At 68.3% G+C, this 18,508-nt stretch carries 20 protein-coding genes; 8 read left to right on the forward strand and 12 right to left on the reverse strand.

The features are described from left to right. Positions 1–8: 8 nt before the first annotated feature. Together MC45_RS08985 and MC45_RS08990 are read right to left on the reverse strand one after the other, a co-directional pair. Positions 9–284 carry a ribbon-helix-helix domain-containing protein gene (locus MC45_RS08985; protein WP_052075588.1) on the reverse strand — a complete coding sequence of 92 codons (276 nt, stop codon included), beginning with the start codon at positions 282–284 and terminating at the stop codon, positions 9–11. A 77-nt stretch (positions 285–361) separates the two neighbouring features. Further along, entirely contained in the window at positions 362–1,378 is a 1,017-nt protein-coding gene (locus tag MC45_RS08990; RefSeq protein WP_052075589.1) for a glycosyltransferase family 2 protein, read from the reverse strand. A gap of 470 nt (positions 1,379–1,848) precedes the next feature. Between MC45_RS08990 and sppA the strand changes: the two genes are divergently transcribed. Beyond that, positions 1,849–3,735 (forward strand): signal peptide peptidase SppA, encoded by a 1,887-nt coding sequence (sppA, locus tag MC45_RS08995; protein ID WP_038662041.1) that lies wholly within the window; start codon positions 1,849–1,851, stop codon positions 3,733–3,735. A 1-nt stretch (position 3,736) separates the two neighbouring features. Continuing rightward, complete coding sequence (locus tag MC45_RS09000; protein ID WP_038662043.1) at positions 3,737–4,297, forward strand: GNAT family N-acetyltransferase; 561 nt, start codon at positions 3,737–3,739, stop codon at positions 4,295–4,297. Between the two features lie 334 nt (positions 4,298–4,631). On the opposite strand, the gene MC45_RS09005 is transcribed toward MC45_RS09000, so the two are convergent. Together MC45_RS09005 and MC45_RS09010 are read right to left on the reverse strand one after the other, a co-directional pair. Next, positions 4,632–5,291, reverse strand: coding sequence for a trimeric intracellular cation channel family protein (locus MC45_RS09005; RefSeq protein WP_038662046.1), 660 nt, complete (start codon positions 5,289–5,291; stop codon positions 4,632–4,634). Positions 5,292–5,391: 100 nt separating this feature from the next. Further along, a complete protein-coding gene (locus MC45_RS09010) occupies positions 5,392–6,045 on the reverse strand; it encodes a hypothetical protein (RefSeq protein ID WP_052075590.1) in 654 nt (217 codons plus the stop codon). A gap of 153 nt (positions 6,046–6,198) precedes the next feature. Between MC45_RS09010 and ychF the strand changes: the two genes are divergently transcribed. The 3 genes from ychF to MC45_RS09025 all read left to right on the forward strand — a co-directional run bounded on the left by ychF (position 6,199) and on the right by MC45_RS09025 (position 9,341). Beyond that, positions 6,199–7,299, forward strand: a complete 1,101-nt coding sequence (gene ychF / locus MC45_RS09015) for a redox-regulated ATPase YchF (protein WP_038662048.1) — start codon at positions 6,199–6,201, stop codon at positions 7,297–7,299. A 269-nt stretch (positions 7,300–7,568) separates the two neighbouring features. Continuing rightward, on the forward strand, positions 7,569–8,885 hold the full coding sequence (locus MC45_RS09020; RefSeq protein ID WP_038662050.1) for an alkaline phosphatase family protein: 1,317 nt from the start codon (positions 7,569–7,571) through the stop codon (positions 8,883–8,885). 9 nt (positions 8,886–8,894) lie between these two features. Further along, positions 8,895–9,341: a MaoC family dehydratase gene (locus tag MC45_RS09025; protein WP_038662051.1), complete on the forward strand. Its 447-nt coding sequence runs from the start codon at positions 8,895–8,897 to the stop codon at positions 9,339–9,341. Positions 9,342–9,371: 30 nt separating this feature from the next. On the opposite strand, the gene MC45_RS09030 is transcribed toward MC45_RS09025, so the two are convergent. From MC45_RS09030 to petA, 5 genes are all read right to left on the reverse strand, one after another. Further along, complete coding sequence (locus MC45_RS09030; RefSeq protein WP_038662054.1) at positions 9,372–9,995, reverse strand: hypothetical protein; 624 nt, start codon at positions 9,993–9,995, stop codon at positions 9,372–9,374. A gap of 94 nt (positions 9,996–10,089) precedes the next feature. Further along, the gene (locus MC45_RS09035) at positions 10,090–10,620 is read right to left on the reverse strand and encodes an adenine phosphoribosyltransferase (protein WP_038662057.1); all 531 of its coding nucleotides are present in this window, start codon (positions 10,618–10,620) and stop codon (positions 10,090–10,092) included. 148 nt (positions 10,621–10,768) lie between these two features. After that, positions 10,769–11,611, reverse strand: a complete 843-nt coding sequence (locus MC45_RS09040) for a cytochrome c1 (protein WP_038662060.1) — start codon at positions 11,609–11,611, stop codon at positions 10,769–10,771. Positions 11,612–11,636: 25 nt separating this feature from the next. Beyond that, a complete protein-coding gene (locus MC45_RS09045; RefSeq protein ID WP_038662063.1) occupies positions 11,637–12,923 on the reverse strand; it encodes a cytochrome b in 1,287 nt (428 codons plus the stop codon). A 14-nt stretch (positions 12,924–12,937) separates the two neighbouring features. Next, positions 12,938–13,504 (reverse strand): ubiquinol-cytochrome c reductase iron-sulfur subunit, encoded by a 567-nt coding sequence (gene petA, locus MC45_RS09050; RefSeq protein WP_052075804.1) that lies wholly within the window; start codon positions 13,502–13,504, stop codon positions 12,938–12,940. A 175-nt stretch (positions 13,505–13,679) separates the two neighbouring features. Between petA and MC45_RS09055 the strand changes: the two genes are divergently transcribed. Further along, entirely contained in the window at positions 13,680–14,144 is a 465-nt protein-coding gene (locus tag MC45_RS09055; RefSeq protein WP_038662070.1) for a tRNA (cytidine(34)-2'-O)-methyltransferase, read from the forward strand. A 215-nt stretch (positions 14,145–14,359) separates the two neighbouring features. Here the strand turns inward: MC45_RS09055 and MC45_RS09060 are convergent, their stop codons facing one another. Beyond that, positions 14,360–15,079 carry an AcvB/VirJ family lysyl-phosphatidylglycerol hydrolase gene (locus tag MC45_RS09060; protein ID WP_038667001.1) on the reverse strand — a complete coding sequence of 240 codons (720 nt, stop codon included), beginning with the start codon at positions 15,077–15,079 and terminating at the stop codon, positions 14,360–14,362. 86 nt (positions 15,080–15,165) lie between these two features. Here MC45_RS09060 and hemF point away from each other — a divergent pair, with 86 nt between their 5' ends. Both hemF and MC45_RS09070 read left to right on the forward strand, forming a co-directional pair. After that, entirely contained in the window at positions 15,166–16,008 is an 843-nt protein-coding gene (gene hemF / locus MC45_RS09065) for an oxygen-dependent coproporphyrinogen oxidase (RefSeq protein ID WP_038662073.1), read from the forward strand. After that, the gene (locus tag MC45_RS09070) at positions 15,999–16,583 is read left to right on the forward strand and encodes a GNAT family N-acetyltransferase (RefSeq protein WP_038662076.1); all 585 of its coding nucleotides are present in this window, start codon (positions 15,999–16,001) and stop codon (positions 16,581–16,583) included. Before hemF ends, MC45_RS09070 begins: the two co-directional genes overlap by 10 nt. A 303-nt stretch (positions 16,584–16,886) precedes the next feature. Here MC45_RS09070 and MC45_RS09075 read toward each other — a convergent pair whose 3' ends face one another. Next, a complete protein-coding gene (locus tag MC45_RS09075) occupies positions 16,887–17,639 on the reverse strand; it encodes a hypothetical protein (protein WP_052075592.1) in 753 nt (250 codons plus the stop codon). Then, positions 17,636–18,481, reverse strand: coding sequence for a DUF7847 domain-containing protein (locus tag MC45_RS09080; RefSeq protein ID WP_038662079.1), 846 nt, complete (start codon positions 18,479–18,481; stop codon positions 17,636–17,638). The genes MC45_RS09075 and MC45_RS09080 overlap by 4 nt, the downstream gene beginning before the upstream one ends. Positions 18,482–18,508: the final 27 nt, after the last annotated feature.

Consider the following 18,508-nt stretch of genomic DNA (forward strand, 5'->3'; position numbering starts at 1 on the left):
TAGCATTCTCACTGCTCGTGATCGCCCGTCTCGATCTGTGCCCGAGCAAACAGCCAGCTGCGGATTGCGCTCGCCAGATTGGGCGGCTCGTCGGCGGCGATGCGCAATACGTCGATCTGCGCGACCAGCGCCGACAGCGGCAGCGCCTGCGCGACCGCCGCCGTTTCCAGCGCCTGCCAGAACGCCGGTTCCAGACTGATCGAGGTCTGATGGCCGGCGATCGTCATCGAACGTTTCACCGGACCTTCGAACCCGAACCGCGGCGGCTGGATGGCGGACGACATGAGCAGGTGGATTCCGATATCGTGGAACGCCCGTCATCGCGGCGAACCGCCGCCGCGGCAAGCCGCCGCCCGCCCGCTCAGGCGGTCTGCGTGATCGCCCCCCAGATCTTCTCGAGCAGCGCCCTGGTCTCGCGCACCTCCGCCTCGATGCCGTCGAGCCGCGTGTTGAGATGATGCTGGTTGCCCGACAGTTCGCGATGAGAGGCGATCTGCACCGCCTCGATCTGCTGGCGCGCCAGTTCGCCGTTCTTGAGCAATGCGGCGACCAGCCCGATCCGCGCCGGGTCCTTGTCGAGATAGGCCCGCAACAGGCTGTTGCGGTACAGCGTGTTGTAACGCAGGTGCGTCGGCAGCCCGTCGGTGATCGTATTGGCGTAGTCGCCGGCGTCCGCCGACACGCGGACGTGATAATTGGCGAGCGGCTCGGGCAGCAGGGCGATGTCGGCGAGTTGCAGCGCGCGCAGGTTGAAGTCCCAATCGTCGAGCACGGGCAGATGCGAATTCAGGAAACCTGCCCTCGCCGCGACGTTGCGCCGCCACAGCAGCGCGATCGGCGGGACCTGCGGCGTGCGCAGGACGTCGAGGAAGTCGACGACCGCGCCGTCATAGCCCTGTACCGCGGCGGCGGTGATCTCGACCGTGGTCCCGTCGAACCGCTCCTCGACCCGGTTCCACCTGGTGAGCACCGCGCCGAACCGGCGCTGCTCCGGCGCGAGCAGGAAGGCGGTGCCGGTGGCGAGGAACGCCGGGTCCCAGGAATCGTCGTCGTCATGCGTCGCGACGAACGCCGACGTTCCGCGCGACAGACCGAGATTGGCCGCCGCGCTCATCCCCAGGCTGGCGGGATTGTGGATGACGGTGATCCGCCCGGCGAGCGGCTCGGCGAAGACCTGCACCAGCGCGTCGACGGGCGCGGCCTCGCCGCCGTCGTTGATCAGATAGAGGTGCCAGTTCGCATGCCACTGATTCACCACGCTCGCCAGCGCCCGCCCGAGCAGCGCCGGCCGGTCCTTCGTCCGCATGACGACGTCGACGCCGTCCCCGGTCCCGTCGTCGCGCAGCTTCGCCATGCTGTTGGGAAAGATGGTGCTCATGGATACGGCAGATCCCTCTAGGAAGTCCTCGTATCATAGGCGCGGCCCGGAGACCGGAGACGCGGCACGGGCATTTAGATGGCATCCCCCCCGCTGGAGGAAGGCTATCGCCAATCGTTCGTGCGAGTCCGCCGAACACCAAGCCCACCCCGTCACCCCGGACTTGTTCCGGGGTCCACCCCGCGGCGAGGAGAGAGGCTTAATTTGACCATTCTCTCGCGGCTCGGTGGACCCCGGAACGAGTCCGGGGTGACGAATCTGATGATCGAACGGATCGAACCTCATCAGCGTAGCCATTTGCGATAGCCCTGCCCCTCGCGGGGGAGGCATTGCGCTAGGACGACAAATATCGATCCAACCCAGCGCGCATGATGCGACGGCTGCCGCCCCCTGTATTGTCGCCCTAATACGGACCGTTGCGCGGCACGCGCCGCTGCTCTAGCGCTGCACGGGAATAGAAGGAGCGACGCGTGAAGCTGGTACGGGGCGCATGGAAGCTGCTGGTGGCGATCAAGGACGGTCTGGTCCTGATCGCGATGCTGTTGTTCTTCGGTCTGCTGTTCGCGGCGCTCAATGCGCGGCCGGGGTCGAAGGCGATCGTCCCCGGCGCGCTGGTGCTCGACCTCGACGGCACGATCGTCGAACAGCCCGAGGAACAGGCGCCGTTCGCCGCGCTCTCCGGCCAGGCGATGCCGCGCCAGTATCGCGCCCGCGACGTGCTCCGCGCGATCGATGCCGCGCGCACCGACGACCGGGTCAAGGCGCTCGTCCTCGACCTCGACCGTTTCGGCGGCGGCTATCCGGCGACGCTCAACGAGGTCGCCGAGGCGATCCGCCGCTTCCGCGACACCAAAAAGCCGGTGCTCGCCTACGCCACCGCTTACACCGACGCCGGCTATCGCCTCGCCGCCAATGCGAGCGAGATCTGGGTCAACCCGCTCGGCGGCACGATCTTCACCGGCCCCGGCGGCAGCCAGCTCTATTACAAGGGCCTCATCGACAAGCTCGGGGTCAACACCCACGTCTATCGCGTCGGCAAGTTTAAGAGCTTCGTCGAACCCTATACCCGCGCCGACCAGAGCCCGGAGGCGCGCGAGGCGAGCCAGCAGCTGCTCGGCGCGCTGTTCGGCCAGTGGCGCGAGGCGATCGCCAAGGCGCGGCCCAAGGCGCAGGTCGGCGCGTTCCTCGCCAGCCCCGACCGGATGATCGTCGCCGCCAACGGCGATATCGCCAAGGCCAATCTCGCATCGAACCTCGTCGACACGCTCGGCGACCGCGTCGCCTTCGGCCGCCGCGTCGCCGCGCTGGTCGGCAGCGACGCCAGCAAGCCGGCCGGCACCTTCAACACGATCAAATACGACGCCTGGGTCGGCGCCAATCCGCTGTCGAAGACGGGCGACAATATCGGCGTGATCACCGTCGCCGGCGACATCGTCGACGGCGAGGGCGGACCGGGCAGCGCGCATGGCGATACGATCGCCAAGCTGATCCTCAACGGCCTCGCCAAGAAGAACCTCAAGGCACTGGTCGTGCGCGTCGATTCGCCGGGCGGCTCGGTGCTCGCCTCCGAACGGATCCGGCTCGCCATCCTCGAGGCGAAGAAGAAGGGGCTGCCGGTCGTCGTGTCGATGGGCGGGCTCGCCGCGTCGGGCGGCTATTGGGTATCGACGCCGGGCGACGTGATCTTCGCCGAGCCGGGGACGATCACCGGCTCGATCGGCATCTTCGGCATCATCCCGACCTTCGAGAAGACGCTCGCCAAGATCGGCGTCACCGCCGACGGCGTGAAGTCGACGCCGCTGTCGGGCCAGCCCGACGTCTATGCCGGCACCACGCCGCAGCTCGACACCATCCTGCAGGCGGGTATCGAGAACGGCTATCGCCAGTTCCTCGCCCGCGTCGCGCAGTCGCGCGGGATGACGCCACAGCGCGTCGACGAGATCGCGCAGGGCCGCGTCTGGGACGGCGGCACCGCGCGCCAGCTCAAGCTGGTCGATCGCTTCGGCGGCTTGCAGGACGCGGTGGCGGAGGCGGCGAAGCGCGCCAAGCTCGATCCCGCCAAGGTCCATGCCGAATATCTGGAGAAGGCGCCCGGCTTCGCCGCGCAGATCGCCGCCAGCTTCGCCGACAAGGACGACGACGACGCAAGCGAGACGGCGCAGGGCGGCGACGTCTTCGCGCGGATCGCGGCGGAGCGGCGCGGGCTGCTCGCGCAGGCGCTCGGCGACGTCAAGCGGCTCGCCACCGCGGGGTCGGTGCAGGCGCGCTGCCTCGAATGCGGCGGCCTAGGGCCGAGCGACACCGCCGGGTCGGACGCGCGGCTGCTCGACCTGATCCTCGCACGCGTCGGGCTGTGAGATGATCGCGCTTCGCCCCGCGACGCCGGACGACGCCGCGGCGGTCGCGGCGATCTATGCGCCGCACGTGCTCGCCGGCACGGTGTCGTTCGAGACCGAGGTGCCCGATACGCGCGCGATGCGGACGCGGATGGCGTCGTCCGCCGGCCTCTATCCGTGGATCGTCGCGACGACCGGCGAGGCGACCGGCGGCGTGCTCGGCTATGCCTATGCGACGCGCTTCTCGGAGCGCGAGGCCTATCGCTGGGCGGTGGAAACGACGATCTACGTCGCCGACGTCGCGCAGCGCCAGGGTGTCGGCCGGCTGCTGTACGAAGGATTGATCGACACGCTGCGCGCGCAGGGCTTCACCCAGGCGATCGGCCGCATCGCGCTGCCCAACAGCGCCTCGATCACGCTGCACGAGCAGGTCGGCTTCCGCCGTGCCGGCGTGTTCCGCGCGATCGGCCACAAGCACGGCCAGTGGATCGACGTCGGCTATTGGCAATGCGCGCTGGCCGAACCTACCGCGCCGCCGGCCGAACCGAAGCGCTTCGCCGATACCGGCGTGGTGCGCGGCTAGGCGGGTCTAAGCGGCACGCCGTCTCCTGACGAAGCAAGGCATCCAAGAAAGTCCGCATCGCTGGTGGAGCAACCCAGTGCTCCTGCGAAAGCAGGAGCCCAGGGCCAAGCAAGACAACGCCTTACACCGATCGGTACTCCTAGGCTCCTGCCTTCGCAGGAGCACTGGGGCCGTTTTGCGGAGGTCTCACCCCTGTCCTATTCGCCGCCTCGCTGATACCGATCCGACTCGCGCTCTTTGCCATCGTCGAGATCACAGCAAAAACGGAAACGATAAACCCGGATCGTTTCCGTTAAGGTGTCCATCTTGTCCATGTCGTCCAACACGGGCGCGATCAGGCGCCCTCACGCCCATCGCCGTCGCGGCGGCGATACGCCGGCAGCGCCAGCCGGAAGCGGATCGCGAAGGCACGCAGGCCGAACCCCGCCGCCGCGGCGATGATCGCCGCCGGCGCGCCGGCCAGTCCGATCAGCCCCAGCGCCACGTACAGCGCCGACGCCAGCGCCGCCGCGGTGACGTACAATTCCGGCCGCATCAGGATCGACGGCTCGCCCGCGAGGACGTCGCGGATGATGCCGCCGACGCAGGCGGTCACCACCCCCATCAACGCCGCCGGCACCGGCGGCACGCCGTAGCCGATCGCCTTGGCCGCGCCATAGACCGCATAAGCGGCAAGGCCGACCGCATCGAACCAGGCGAGCGCGCCGTCCTTCCACCACCGCTCCGGCGTCACCCAGACCAGTGCCGCCATCAGCAGGCAAACCGTCGCCGCGCGGGGATCATGGACCCAGAACACCGGCGCATCGATCAGCAGGTCGCGCACCGTGCCGCCGCCGACCCCGGTGATCAGCGCGAAGAAGGCGAGCGTCACCGCCGTCTGCCCGCGCTTCGCCGCCGCGAGGGCGCCCGAGACGGCGAACACCGCCAGCCCGGCGACGTCGAACCACGGCGCGAACGCGGGAAGCAGATCGGCGGCAGGCAAAGGCGGCAACATCACCGCCGCCTACCGTGTTCGCGACCGCCGAGAAAGGCTGCGTCGCTCATCCCCGCCGTGTTCATGCCGAAGCGCGAGCTTCGCGGATGACGGCGCCGCGTCAGAACCGCCGCCCCACCACCAGATGCACTATCGGATTGACCGGATTGCCCGCGCCGCGCTCGCCGCGCAGCCGACGCGTCGCGTCGGTCGCGCTGGCATAGGCGCTGCCCTTCATCGCGCCGATCTCGACGCTGATCCGGGTGCGATCGGCAAGCGCGCCGGTATAGCCGAAGGTCAGCGTCGGCGTCCGACGCAGACCGGCACGGCTGCCGGGCACGTTAAGCGGACGCGGCGCACTGACGACCAGCGCGCGATTGGTCCATTGCTCGCCGGCGCGCGGATCGTACATCCGCGTCCCCGCCGACAGGTGAAAGCCGCTCGCCTCGACCGGGTAGAATTCGAGCATCGAACTGCCGAGCCGTTGATGCCGCTTCTCGCGCGGACCGGGTGCCGTGACGATGGTGGTGACGCGCAGCCGCAGGTTGCCGGTAAGCCGGGCGTCGTGCCCGACCTCGCTACCGAGCGCCAGCGGCTGGAGCGCCCATCGCGCCTCCCCGCCCGTCGCCGCATTAGGCAGCGACTGGGCCGCGCCGGACGACGCCAGCCATGACGCCGCCAGCGTTCCGATCACCCCGATGACCCGCGTCGCAATGCCTCCCGCGTCGCGCGTCCGCCGCCAGCCTGCCGCCCGTTTCGATCCACCATCCTGCATTCATTCAAGATACATGTTCAAAATGGTCTATTTCTTAATGCGCGCCGAAGTGAGTTAATCGAGCGACGAACTGCCGCGCCCACCCGCCATCTGGTCAAACCGGGCGGCGGACGGTAAGGCGCGCGCTTTCCCCCCATCAGAATAGAGCGCATCATGGGTTTCCGCTGCGGCATCGTCGGCCTGCCCAACGTCGGCAAGTCCACCCTCTTCAACGCCTTGACCGAAACGGCAGCGGCGCAGGCGGCCAATTATCCGTTCTGCACGATCGAGCCGAACGTCGGCAACGTCGCCGTTCCCGATCCGCGGCTCGACCAGCTCGCCAAGATCGCCGGCTCGGCCAAGATCATCGAGACGCAGCTCGCCTTCGTCGACATCGCCGGGCTGGTCCGCGGCGCGTCGAAGGGCGAAGGGCTCGGCAACCAGTTCCTCGGCAACATCCGCGAGGTCGACGCGATCGTCCACGTGCTGCGCTGCTTCACCGACGGCGACGTCACCCACGTCGAGGGCAAGGTCGATCCGATCGCCGACGCCGAGACGGTCGAGACCGAGCTGATGCTCTCCGACCTCGAAAGCCTCGAAAAGCGCGTGCCCAACCTCGTCAAGAAGGGCCAGCAGGGCGACAAGGAGGCCAAGATCGGCGCCGCGGTGCTCGGCCAGGCGCTCGAGTTGCTGCGCGAAGGCAAGCCGGCGCGGCTGACCCAGCCCAAGGATGCCGAGGAAGCGCGCGTCTTCGCGCAGGCGCAGCTCATCACCGCCAAGCCGGTGCTCTACGTCTGCAACGTCGACGAAAGCGACGCGGCAAACGGCAACGATCTGTCGGCCAAGGTGTTCGAGAAGGCCAAGGCCGAGGGCGCCGAGGCGGTGGTCGTCTCCGCCGCGATCGAGGCCGAGATCGCGACGATGCCGGTCGAGGATCGCGCCGAATTCCTCGCCGAGCTGGGCTTGCAGGAGACCGGCCTCGCCCGCGTCATCACCGCCGGCTACAAGCTCCTCAACCTGCTGACTTTCTTCACCGTTGGGCCGAAGGAGGCGCGCGCCTGGACCGTCCATGCCGGCGCCAAGGCACCGCAGGCGGCGGGCGAGATCCACACCGACTTCGAACGCGGCTTCATCCGCGCCGAGACGATCGCCTTCGCCGACTACATCGCCTGCAAGGGCGAGGCCGGCGCCCGCGACACCGGCAAGCTGCGCCAGGAAGGCAAGGAATATGTCGTCCACGACGGCGACGTACTGCTGTTCCGCTTCAACGTCTGATCCCGATCCGCCCCGACGGGCAGGACAAGATTGAGCTGGCATAACGGCTCACACTTCCCCGTCATGCCGGACCTGATCCGGCATCCCGCTTCTGCCCGCCGCCCGAAGAAGCGGGACCCCGGCGCAAGGCCGGGGTGACGGGGCGGGTTTCAAAACACGCCCCCTCCATACGACCGCTTATAGGCGACATCCCTCCGCAGTTTCGGTTGTGGCAGCACCCCTGTCCCGCGTAGAGGACGCGCGCCCTCCACGTCCGGGACGATCCGCCTGTGAGACTGATTCCCCTCGCCGCCGCCGCGCTATCGCTTGCCGGCTGTGCCTTGCCCTACCCGCCCCCCGCTTTGTCGCCCGTGACGCAGCCGGCGCCGTCGCCAGCATCCGCCAGCCTCCCGCCCGCGCCGCTGCCGCGGATGCAGACCGCGCCGGTGACGATCCTCGTCTCGATCGACGGCTTCCGCCCCGATTACCTTGACCGCGGGGTGACGCCCAATCTGTCGGCGCTGGCAGCAGGCGGCGTCAGCGCGGCGATGCGCCCGTCCTTCCCGTCGGTCACCTTCCCCAATCACTGGACGTTGGTGACGGGTAAGGTCCCCGACCATCACGGCATCGTCGGCAACCGGATGGAGGACCCGGCCCGCCCCGGTGAGACCTTCACCATGGCGAGCGACGATCCCTTCTGGTGGAACGCCGCCGAGCCGATCTGGGTCACCGCCGAAAAGGCGGGGGTGCGAACCGCGACGATGTTCTGGCCGGGCGCCAACGTCGGCTGGGGCGGCACGATCGTCCCCAACAGCCATGGCGCGGTCGCCAACGCCACCCGCCCCGAGGACTGGCAACAGTTCAACCAGGCGGTGACCGGCGCGCAGCGCGTCGACGCGGTGATCGACTGGCTGCGCCGGCCCGCCGCGACGCGGCCACGCTTCCTCACGCTCTATTTCGACACGGTCGACAGCGCCGGCCACGCCAACGGTCCGCAGGCCGCGGCGACGACGCAGGCGGTTGCCGACGTCGACGTCCAGATCGGCCGGCTGGTCCAGGGGCTGCGCGACCTGCGACAGCCCGCCAATCTCGTCATTGTCGCCGATCACGGCATGGCGGCGACCGACAGCGCGCGCACCATCGCGCTCGACCGCATCGCCGATCCTGCGGACTATCGACTGCTGTCCGAAAGCGGCCCCTATGCGACCTTCTATCCCGTCCCCGGCCGCGAAGGGGCGCTGGAAGCCGCGCTGCTCAAGCCGCACCCGCATATGACCTGCTGGCGCAAAGGCGCGGTGCCGGCGCGCTTCCGCTACGGCACCAATCCGCGCATCCCGCCTTACGTCTGCCTCGCCGAGACGGGCTGGCTGATCCTCAAGTCCGCGCCGGCCACCGCCTTCCGCGGCGGCGCGCACGGCTATGACAATCGCGCCCCCGACATGGCGGCGCTGTTCCTCGCCAACGGTCCGGCATTCGTCGGCGGCAAGCGTCTGGCGAGCTTCGACAATACCGACGTCGCCCCGCTGCTGCGCGACCTGATCGGCCTGCCTGCCGGCGTGGGTCTGGACGGCGACGACGCACCGTTTAGACCGGTGCTCAAACGATAGGAGGATGCGGTGCAATATTTCGAGGATATCGAGGTCGGCGCGACGGCGCGCTTCGGCGATTATCCGGTAACGCGCGAGGAGGTCATCGCCTTCGCCGAGAAATATGATCCGCAGCCCTTCCACCTCTCCGACGAGGCCGCCGCCGCGACGCACTTCGGCCGATTGTCGGCGAGCGGCTGGCATACCTGCGCGATGACGATGGCGATGCTGGTCGCGCATCTCAAGGCCAACGAACAGGCGGGGCTGGGCTCGCCGGGGATCGACGAATTGCGCTGGCGGACGCCGGTCTATCCCGGCGACCGGCTACGCTGCGAGACCGAGGTGCTGGAGAAACGCCGCTCGGCGAGCCGCCCGGAGATGGGCATCTACAAGAGCCGGATGACGGTTCTCAATCAGGACGACGTGGTGGTCATGACCTTCGTATCGAACGGGTTGATCGAGACGCGCGCACGCTGACGGTCGCCGGAGCGGCCGCCAGCGCCGGGATCACCGCCGCCCGCGCCAGCCGCCGCCGCCACGCGGACCACCGCCGCGCGGGCCGCCGCCGCGATTGCCGCCGCCCCAGCCACGCGGCTGGCCACCGCCCGCCGGTGCGACCGCCTGCGGCGTGGCGGCTTGCGGCGTGCCGGAGACATTCGGACGATTGCCGCGCCAATTGCCCCGGTCGCCGCGGAAGCCGTCCCCGCGAACGCCGGGCGTCCGGTCGCCACGGAAGCCCGGACCGCGATCACCGCGGAAGCCGTCCCCACGGTTGCGATCGAAGCCGTTCCAGTCGTTGCGGAAGTTGCGGTCGCCGCGCCAGCCGTTGCGGCGCTGCTCCCAATAGCGGCGCTGGCCGTCGTTCCAGCGATACGGCCGGCGATACTGATCGTAGACGTAGATGCCGGTGCCCGGATAATAATAATCGCCGTACCAGCCGAAGTAGCTGGGATAGCCGCCGTAGCCGTAGCCACCGCCATATCCGCCGTATCCACCATAGCCGCCGTCGTAATAGCCGCCGCTGCCATAGCCGACGTTGACGCCGCTATAGCCGTAGCCATCCGTACAAGCAGAGGTCGCGACCCCGGCACCGAAGAGGAGGCCGATCAGGGCCAGACGCTTGAGCAACATGCTGCTCTCCCAAAAAACGGGCGCGAGCATAGGGCAAAGACGCGCCGACTCGTCGCTCAACGAGGGCAGGTCATCGCAGGTTCCGGCTGAACGGTTAATGACCGGCGAACGTAACCAGCGAATCTACCTGGATATTCTCCGCGCGCAGCGCGTCGGCGCCACCGAGATCGGGCAGGTCGACGACGAACTGCGCCTGCGTCAGTTGCGCCCCCGCCTTGCGCAGCAGCCGCACCGCGGCGCGCGCGGTGCCGCCGGTGGCGATGAGATCGTCGACGAGCAGCACGCGCTGGCCGGGCACCAGCGCATCCTCGTGCATGACGATCCGATCCTCGCCATATTCCAGCGCATAATCCTCGGCGATCGTCGCACCCGGCAATTTGCCGTCCTTGCGGATCAGCAACACGCCGGCGTTCAGCGGCATTGCCAGCGCCGCTGCGAACAGGAAGCCGCGCGCCTCTATTCCCGCGACGAGATCGACCGGCCCCACCGTCGCCGCGACCATCCGCTCGATCGTCGTCGCGAAGCCGGCGGGGTCGAGCAGAAGCGTGGTGATGTCGCGGAACTGGATGCCGGGCTTGGGGAAGTCCGGGATGGTGCGGATCAGGGCCTTGAGGTCGTCGTTCATCCGCGTGCTGTGCGGGGATGCACGGGCGGGGTCAATGCGCGGCTATCATTCCGTCCCGGCACACCGACGGATGCGAGCGAGGACCCGTAAAACGAAAGGGGAGCGCCTCGCGGCACTCCCCCCTTCCAACCGCCCGTGGCGGGCCGGATCAATGCTTCACGTCGCGCCAGACGTTCTGATACGCGCCCCAGGCGAGGAAGCAGAAGATCAGCAGGAAGATCCCCGCGGCCACACCCGCCGCATGGCGCGCGTTGAGGTTCGGCTCCGCAGTCCAGGTCAGGAAGGCGGCGACGTCGCGGGCCATCTGGTCCTTGGTCGCCTTGGTGCCGTCCGAATAGGTCACCTGACCGTCGGAGGTCAGCGGCGGCGGCATCGCGATGTTGAGGTTCGCGAAATACGGATTGTAATGCAGCCCCTGCGGCGTCTTCGACCCCGGGAACTCCTTGACCAGCGCCGCCGGCTGCGCGCGATAGCCGGTGAGCAGCGCATGGATGTAGTTGGAACCGTCCTCGCGTGCCTTGGTCATCAGCGACAGATCGGGCGGCAGCGCATTGTTGTTCGCCGCGCGCGCCGCGATCTCATTGGCGAAGGGCGACGGGAAATGGTCCGACGGCACGTTCTTGCGCGTCGCCGGCTCGCCCGTCTCCGGGTTGATGTTCGGCTGTTCGATCACCCATTGGTTGGCGATCGCCTTCACCTCGGGCTCGGAATAGCCGATCTTGGTCAGGTCGCGGAAGGCGACGTACTTCAGGCTGTGGCAGGCCGAGCATACTTCCTTGTAGACCTGGAAGCCGCGCTGCAGCTGCTGGTTGTCGAACTTCCCGAAGAAGCCGTTCGACGGCAGGTGAATGTTCTCCGGATGGAGGTGGAAGACGTGCTCGGCGCTTTCCGGCGCCGGGTCCTGGATCGCGGTCTTGGCGGTGCCGAAGAGCGCGATCGCGAGCACGAAGACGAAGGCGGCGCCGACCAGCGAGGCGATGATGCGAGGCATGATGTTCTGTTGTCCCCCAGTCGGTTCAGGCGTGCGCCGCGGTTTTGACCGGGCTGGTGCCGCCCTGCTTCGCCAGCACCGCCTCGGTGATCGAGTTCGGCAGCGGGCGCGGGCGCTCGGAGCGCGCGACCCACGGCAGGATGATCAGGAAGTGGGCGAAATAATAGGCCGAGGCGAGCTGGCCGAGGATGACGTTGCGCGCATTGGCCTCCGCGCCGCCGACATAGCCGAGCACCAGCACGTCGACGAGCAGGATGGCGAGGAAGGCACGATATTTCGGCCGGTAATTGGCCGAGCGCACCGGCGAACTGTCCAGCCACGGCAGGAAGAACAGCAGCAGGATCGAGCCGAACATCGCCAGCACGCCCCACAGCTTGGCCGGCAGGATGAAGTCCGCGGTAAAGCTCTTGAGGATCGCGTAGAAGGGCAGGAAATACCATTCCGGTACGATGTGCGCGGGCGTCGAGAGCGGGTTCGCCTCGATATAATTGTCCGGATGGCCGAGCATGTTGGGGCTGAAGAAGATCAGCGCCGCGAAGATCAGCAGGAACACGCCCAGCCCGACCGCATCCTTGGCGGTGTAATAGGGATGGAACGGGACGGTATCCTGCTCGCCCTTCACCTCGACGCCGGTCGGGTTGTTCGATCCCGGAATGTGCAGCGCCCAGATGTGCAGGATGATAACGCCCGCAGTGACGAACGGCAGCAGATAGTGGAGCGAGAAGAAGCGGTTGAGCGCGGCATTGTCCGGTGCGAAACCGCCGAGCAGCCAGATGCGGATCGTCTCGCCGACCAACGGTATCGCCGAGAAGAAGCCGGTGATGACCTGCGCACCCCAGAAGCTCATCTGCCCCCAGGGGAGCACATAGCCCATGAACGCGGTCGCCATCATCAGCAGGAAGATGACGACGCCGAGCAGCCACACCATCTCGCGCGGCGCCTTGTACGAGCCGTAATAGAGGCCGCGGCCGATATGGATGTAGACGACGAGCAGGAACATCGACGCGCCGTTGGCATGCGCATAGCGCAGGAACCAGCCGGCGTTGACGTCGCGCATGATGCTCTCGACCGAGCCGAAGGCGACGCCGGCATTGGCGGCATAATGCATCGCCAGCACGACGCCGGTGATGATCTGGATCGCCAATGCGGCGCCAGCGAGCACGCCGAAGTTCCAGAAGTAATTGAGGTTGCGCGGCACCGGATAGCCCGCACCGACGGCATTGTAGACGAGGCGCGGCAGCGGCAGCTTCTCGTCCAGCCAGCGCATCAACGGCTGCTTCGGTTCGTAATGTTTGGCCCAGGGAAAGCTCATGATCCGGATCTCCCTCAGCCGACCGTTACGGCGGTATCGGAATTGAACGTATAGTCGGGGACGGCGAGGTTCTTGGGTGCCGGTCCCTGTCTGATACGCGCCGCGGTGTCATAGGCCGAGCCGTGACACGGGCAGAAATAGCCGCCGAACGGCCCCTTGTTCTCGCCCTCGCCCGCCCCGAGCGGCACGCAGCCGAGATGGGTGCAGACGCCCAGCGTGATGAGCCAGTTTTCCTTGCCGGGCTTGGTCCGCTCGGCGAGCGTCTGCGGATCGCGCAGGCTCGCGACGTCGACCTTGTTGGCCTCGGCGATTTCGGCGGGGGTGAGGTTGCGGACAAACAAAGGCTGCTTGCGGAACTGCGACTTGATCGCCTGTCCCGGCGCGATCTTCGACAGATCGACCTCGGTGGTCGACTGGGCGAGCACGTCGGCGGAGGGGTTCATCTGGTTGATCAGCGGCAGCACGATCGCCAGCGCGCCGACCCCGGCGAAGGAGACGGCGGCGATATTGATGAAATCGCGACGGCGGGGATCGTGGACTTCCTCGTGGAACGGTTCCGGCGATTCACCGGGTGGTACCATGCTGTCAGTCGCCATTCGTCTCTGCCCTCGTCCATCATTATTGCGGAGGAACCGGTCGTGCCGCGCCACCGAACCCTACCGTCCCCACGGCGAGCCGGGGAACTGATAGACGGCGGGCCGACGCTTTGCCAACAGCATTTTACCGCAGCCGCGTGCGCCGCTAAGACGCCGGGCCATGACGACCGGCCTGCGCATCGCTTTGTATCAGCCCGACATCGCCGGCAATGTCGGCGCGGTGATGCGCACCTGCGCCTGCTTTGGCATCGGCCTCGACCTGATCGAACCGATGGGCTTCCAATGGGACGACAAGCGCGTCGCGCGCGCGGCGATGGACTATATCGACCACGTCTCGATCACCCGCCACGCCGACTGGACCGCGTTCCTCGCGCAGTTCGGCGGCCGGCTGGTGCTGTCGACGACGCGCGGCGCGACGCCCCTGCCCGCCTTCGCCTTCGCGGCCGGCGACGTGCTGCTGTTCGGCCGCGAGAGCGCCGGCGTGCCGGAGGACGTGCACGCACGGGCCGACGCGCGGGTGGTCATCCCGATGGCGCCGCCGCTGCGCTCGCTCAATCTGTCGGTATCGGCGGGGATCGTCGCCGCCGAAGCGCTGCGGCAGACAGGTGGCTTTCCTTCGGTTTGATTCACGCGAAGACGCGAAGACGCGAAGATAAGAAGAAGGTTGGTTCGCGCAGAGGCGCAGAGGCGCAGAGAGGTGGCGGTCGGGGGTCCCGTGCCGGCATACGCGGTCCGATCATCCGTTTCGTCGGGGGTAAAAGGCTGCGCCGCACGGGCCATCTCTGCGCCTCCGCGCCTCTGCGCGAACCAACCTTCTTCGCGCCTTCGCGTGAACTAAAACTAGGGCGCCACCGCCCGCACCGCCCGCACCGCCCCCAACACGTGGCGCAGCAGCCCGGCCTCGTCGTGATGGATGTTGTGCCCGCCCGGCATGCCGATCACCCGTGCGTCCGGCACGCGCAGCAGCGGGCACAGGCTGTCGTCTTCCTCGACGCCATAGATGCAGGTGAGCGGCGCCCAGGTCAGCGTGTTGGCGGTGGTCACGCCGACGCTGTCGGGCGAATCGCCGTACGACCAGCCGGTCGGGTCGGCGCGGAAATAGACCGAATCGCCCGGCAGGACGAGGACGATCGCCGCCACCTTCGGGCGCAGATCGGCCGGCAAACGGGCAAGCCCGGTCTGGACGATGTCGGCGCCATAGGATTGCCCCATCACCACCACCCGCGCGACGTCGGTACGGGCGAGCGCGGTACGGACGACGCCGGCCATGAACGCGTCGACCTCGGCGCGGGTACGGCGCCGGCGGAACACCGCAGGGGTGGAGATGCCGACCACCGGGACATGATGTTCGGTCAGCCCGCGCGAGGTCGAGGCGCCGAGCAGGAAGCGCAGCCCCATGTCCCCCGAGACGTTGACCACCGCGATCCGCGCCGCGGGTGGCACCGCTGGATAGACGTGGACCGGATCGCGATCGAAGTAACCCGCCGCCCAGACGAACGCGCAGACGAAGGCGGAGCTGACCGCGGTCACGCGCAGCCCGCGAAACAAGGATTTGCGCATCGATCGGTTCATGGCAGCGGCTTGCCAGCGATGTGCGGCGATGACCAGCGCTCGACTTCGCGACCGGCGCTTGCCACAAGCCCGCCATGCTGACCCTCGACGCCGAACAGACCGCCGCCCGCACTTGGTTCGAAACCTTGCGCACCCGCATCTGCGCCGCCTTCGAGGCGATCGAGCGCGAGGCTGGCTCGGACGCGGCGTTCGACTATATCGCGTGGGACCGCACCGATCCCTCCGGCGCGCCCGGCGGCGGCGGCGTGCGCGGCGTCATGAAGGGCAAGGTGTTCGAGAAGGTCGGCGTCAACGTCTCGACCGTCGGCGGGCTGCTCGACGGCGAGTTCGGCAAGTCGATCCACGGCGCCGGCGACGATCCGCGCTTCTTCGCCACCGGGATCAGCCTCGTCGCGCACATGGCCAATCCGCACGTGCCCGCGGTGCATATGAACACGCGCTTCCTCGTCACCACCAAACGCTGGTTCGGCGGCGGTGCGGACCTCAACCCGCCGCTGCCGGTCGCGCAGGACACCGACGACTTCCACGCGACGTTCCGCGCCGCCTGCGACGCGCACGACCCGGCCTATTACCCGCGCTTCAAGGCATGGGCGGACGACTATTTCTACATCCCGCACCGGCAGGTCCACCGCGGCGTCGGCGGCATCTTCTACGACCACCTCGAAGGCGATTTCGCCGCGAACCTCGCCTTCACCCAGGCGGTGGGCGAGGCGTTCCTCGACGTCTACCCGCGCCTCGTCCGGCGGCGGATGGCCGAGCCGTTCGGCGCGGCGGAGCTGGCGCAGCAGCGCGCGTGGCGCGGCCGCTATGCCGAATTCAACCTCGTCTACGACCGCGGCACGCTGTTCGGCCTCAAGACCGGCGGCAATATCGACGCGATCCTGATGAGCCTGCCGCCGGTGGCGACATGGGACTGACGCCCGTCGCGCCCGGCGAGCTGGCGACGATCGTCACCACGCTGGAGATGACGCGCCGGCCGCCGCTGCGTCCGCTGCCCGCCTCGCCGCTGCGGCTAGTGCGCTGGGAGCGGCCCGACCCCGACAAATACCGGCTGCTGTTCCGCCGCGTCGGCGGGCCGTGGCTGTGGTATTCGCGGCTCGCGATGGACGATGCGGCGCTGACCGCGATCGTCCACGATCCGCAAGTGCAGGTCTATGCCGCGGTCGATCCGGCGGGGGTCGAGATCGGCTTCGTCGAACTCGACGTCCGCCATGCCGGCGCCTGCGAGCTATCGTATTTCGGGCTGGTGCCCGAACTCGCCGGCAAGGGCCATGGCCGCTGGCTGATGGCCGAGGCGATGGCACGCGCCTGGGCGCCGGGCGTCACTCGCGTCTGGGTACATACCTGCACGCTCGACCATCCCTCGGCGCTCAACTTCTACCGGGCGCAGGGCTTCGTCGCGGTACGGCGGACGATCGAGACCTTCCCCGATCCGCGCGCGCTCGGCCTGCTGCCGATCGATGCCGGCGCGCACATACCGTATCTCGCGTAGCGCGGATCGACGTTCGGGGTGTGGGGCATTCCTCCCCCGCCGGGGCAGGGCTATCGCATATGGTCGCTTGTGCGACCCTGTCGCCTTCCTAACCCACCCCGTCACCCCGGACTTGTTCCGGGGTCCACCCTGCGGCGAGGAGAAAGGCTTGATTCGACACCGTTCCCTCGCGGCCCGGTGGACCCCGGAACAAGTCCGGGGTGACGGATGGGATGAGGAAACCGATCGAGCCTCATCACCGCAGCGATATGCGATAATCCTGCCCGCCAGGAGGAGGAGTTACGGAATGTCGGTCGTAGCTGCCTACGCCGCGGGTATCGCCGACAGCCGGCGATAGGCGACGATCGCCACCAGTCCGCCGGCGAGCTGCGTCAGCATCGCGACGCCGGCGGCACAGGCATCTGCGATCGCGATGCCGAGCGGATTGCCGCCGCCCTCGCCGCCAAGATAATGCGACAGCAGCATGAACGGCTGCCCCGCCAGGATCGCGGCGAGATAGATGGTGACGATCGCGCCGAGCAGCCCCAATTGCCCGCGCCGCGTCATCCGCCACGACGCGCCGACCGCCTGCATCGCGCCGGTCTGCGGCTCGGCGAACAGCACCGGGCCGGCCAGCATGAAGCGGCTCATCAGCCACAGGCCTGGCAGGAGCAGCACGTACATCCCCGCCCCCGCCGGAATCGACACCACCACCATCGCGAGGATGAAGCGCGGGAAGCGCCGCGCCGCGCGCTGGATCGCCATGCCGAGCGTCGGCCGCTCGGCATCGAGGAACAGGCAGAAGAGGACCGCGAGGCCCAGATAGGTGATCGCATAGGCGCCAACCGAGCCGAGCCCGTAATCGCCGACCCAGCCGTCGAGCGCGGTCATCCACGCCTGTGCCCGCGCCTGCGTGTCGACGATCGTGTCGTCGGGCATCGGCAGCGGCGCGGTGAGCAGCAGCAAGGCATAGGTCGGCACGAAGAAGAACAGGCCGGCGATCCGCAACAGCAGGTCGGCATCCCGCCGGAACATCGCCCAGGCATCGCTCAGCAAGGCGGCGAGCGTCAGCCTCACGCCTGGACCTCGCCGCGCGCGGCCTTGTCGCGCAGCATCCGCTCGCGGGCGACCAGCGCGACGTAGAGCTGCGCGGAGAAGACGATCGCTACCAACGTCAGTGCCGCCGACACTGCCTGCGCCACCGCGGCGGCGAGCAGCGCGACCGTCGCCTGCGCGTTGGCGCCGAGAATCAGGCGAAAGATCAGCCCGCTGACCGATTGCGCCGCCCAGGTCGCGATCATCAGCACGACGACGAACAACAGCACCGTGCCGACCAGCCGCCAGGTGTGGCGACGGGTCAGCCGCCAGCATCGGGCGATCGCGGCGACCGCCAGCCGCTCCTCCAGCACCACTGCATAGAGCGGCAGCAGCCGCGCGCCGACGAACAGCAACGCCAGCCCCATCGCCAGCGCATAGAGGCCGGCGAGCCCCGCGGCGCCCGGATCGGTCGGCGCCGTCGCGGTGCCCGCGGCAAGCGACCGATAGTCGAAGCCGGCGCGCAGCAGCAAAGCGATCGACGGCAGGAACGCCACGATCATCACCACCGCCAACACCAAAGCGACGAGCAATGCGGCAGGCAGGCGCGCACTGGCCTGTCGCATCGCCGCCGTCCGGTCGGTCGCGGGATCGGTCGAGGCGGCGATCATCGCGAGCTGCCCCCACACTGCGACGATCGCCGTCGCGATGACGAGCAGCAGGCCGATCACTGCGGTGGCGGTCGAAGGAGCGGCGAAGCCGGTCCACGCCGCGTTGATCACCGCCGGCAGGAACAGGGTGAGCGCCGCGATGCCGGCGAGCATGCCGCCGCGTCCGTTCAGCACCTCGACGCTGCGGTCCCACACATTGCCCATCTTGACCATCCGGCACCCCTTCGCCCGCGTTTGCGA

The organism is Sphingomonas taxi (assembly GCF_000764535.1).
Lineage (GTDB): Bacteria > Pseudomonadota > Alphaproteobacteria > Sphingomonadales > Sphingomonadaceae > Sphingomonas > Sphingomonas taxi.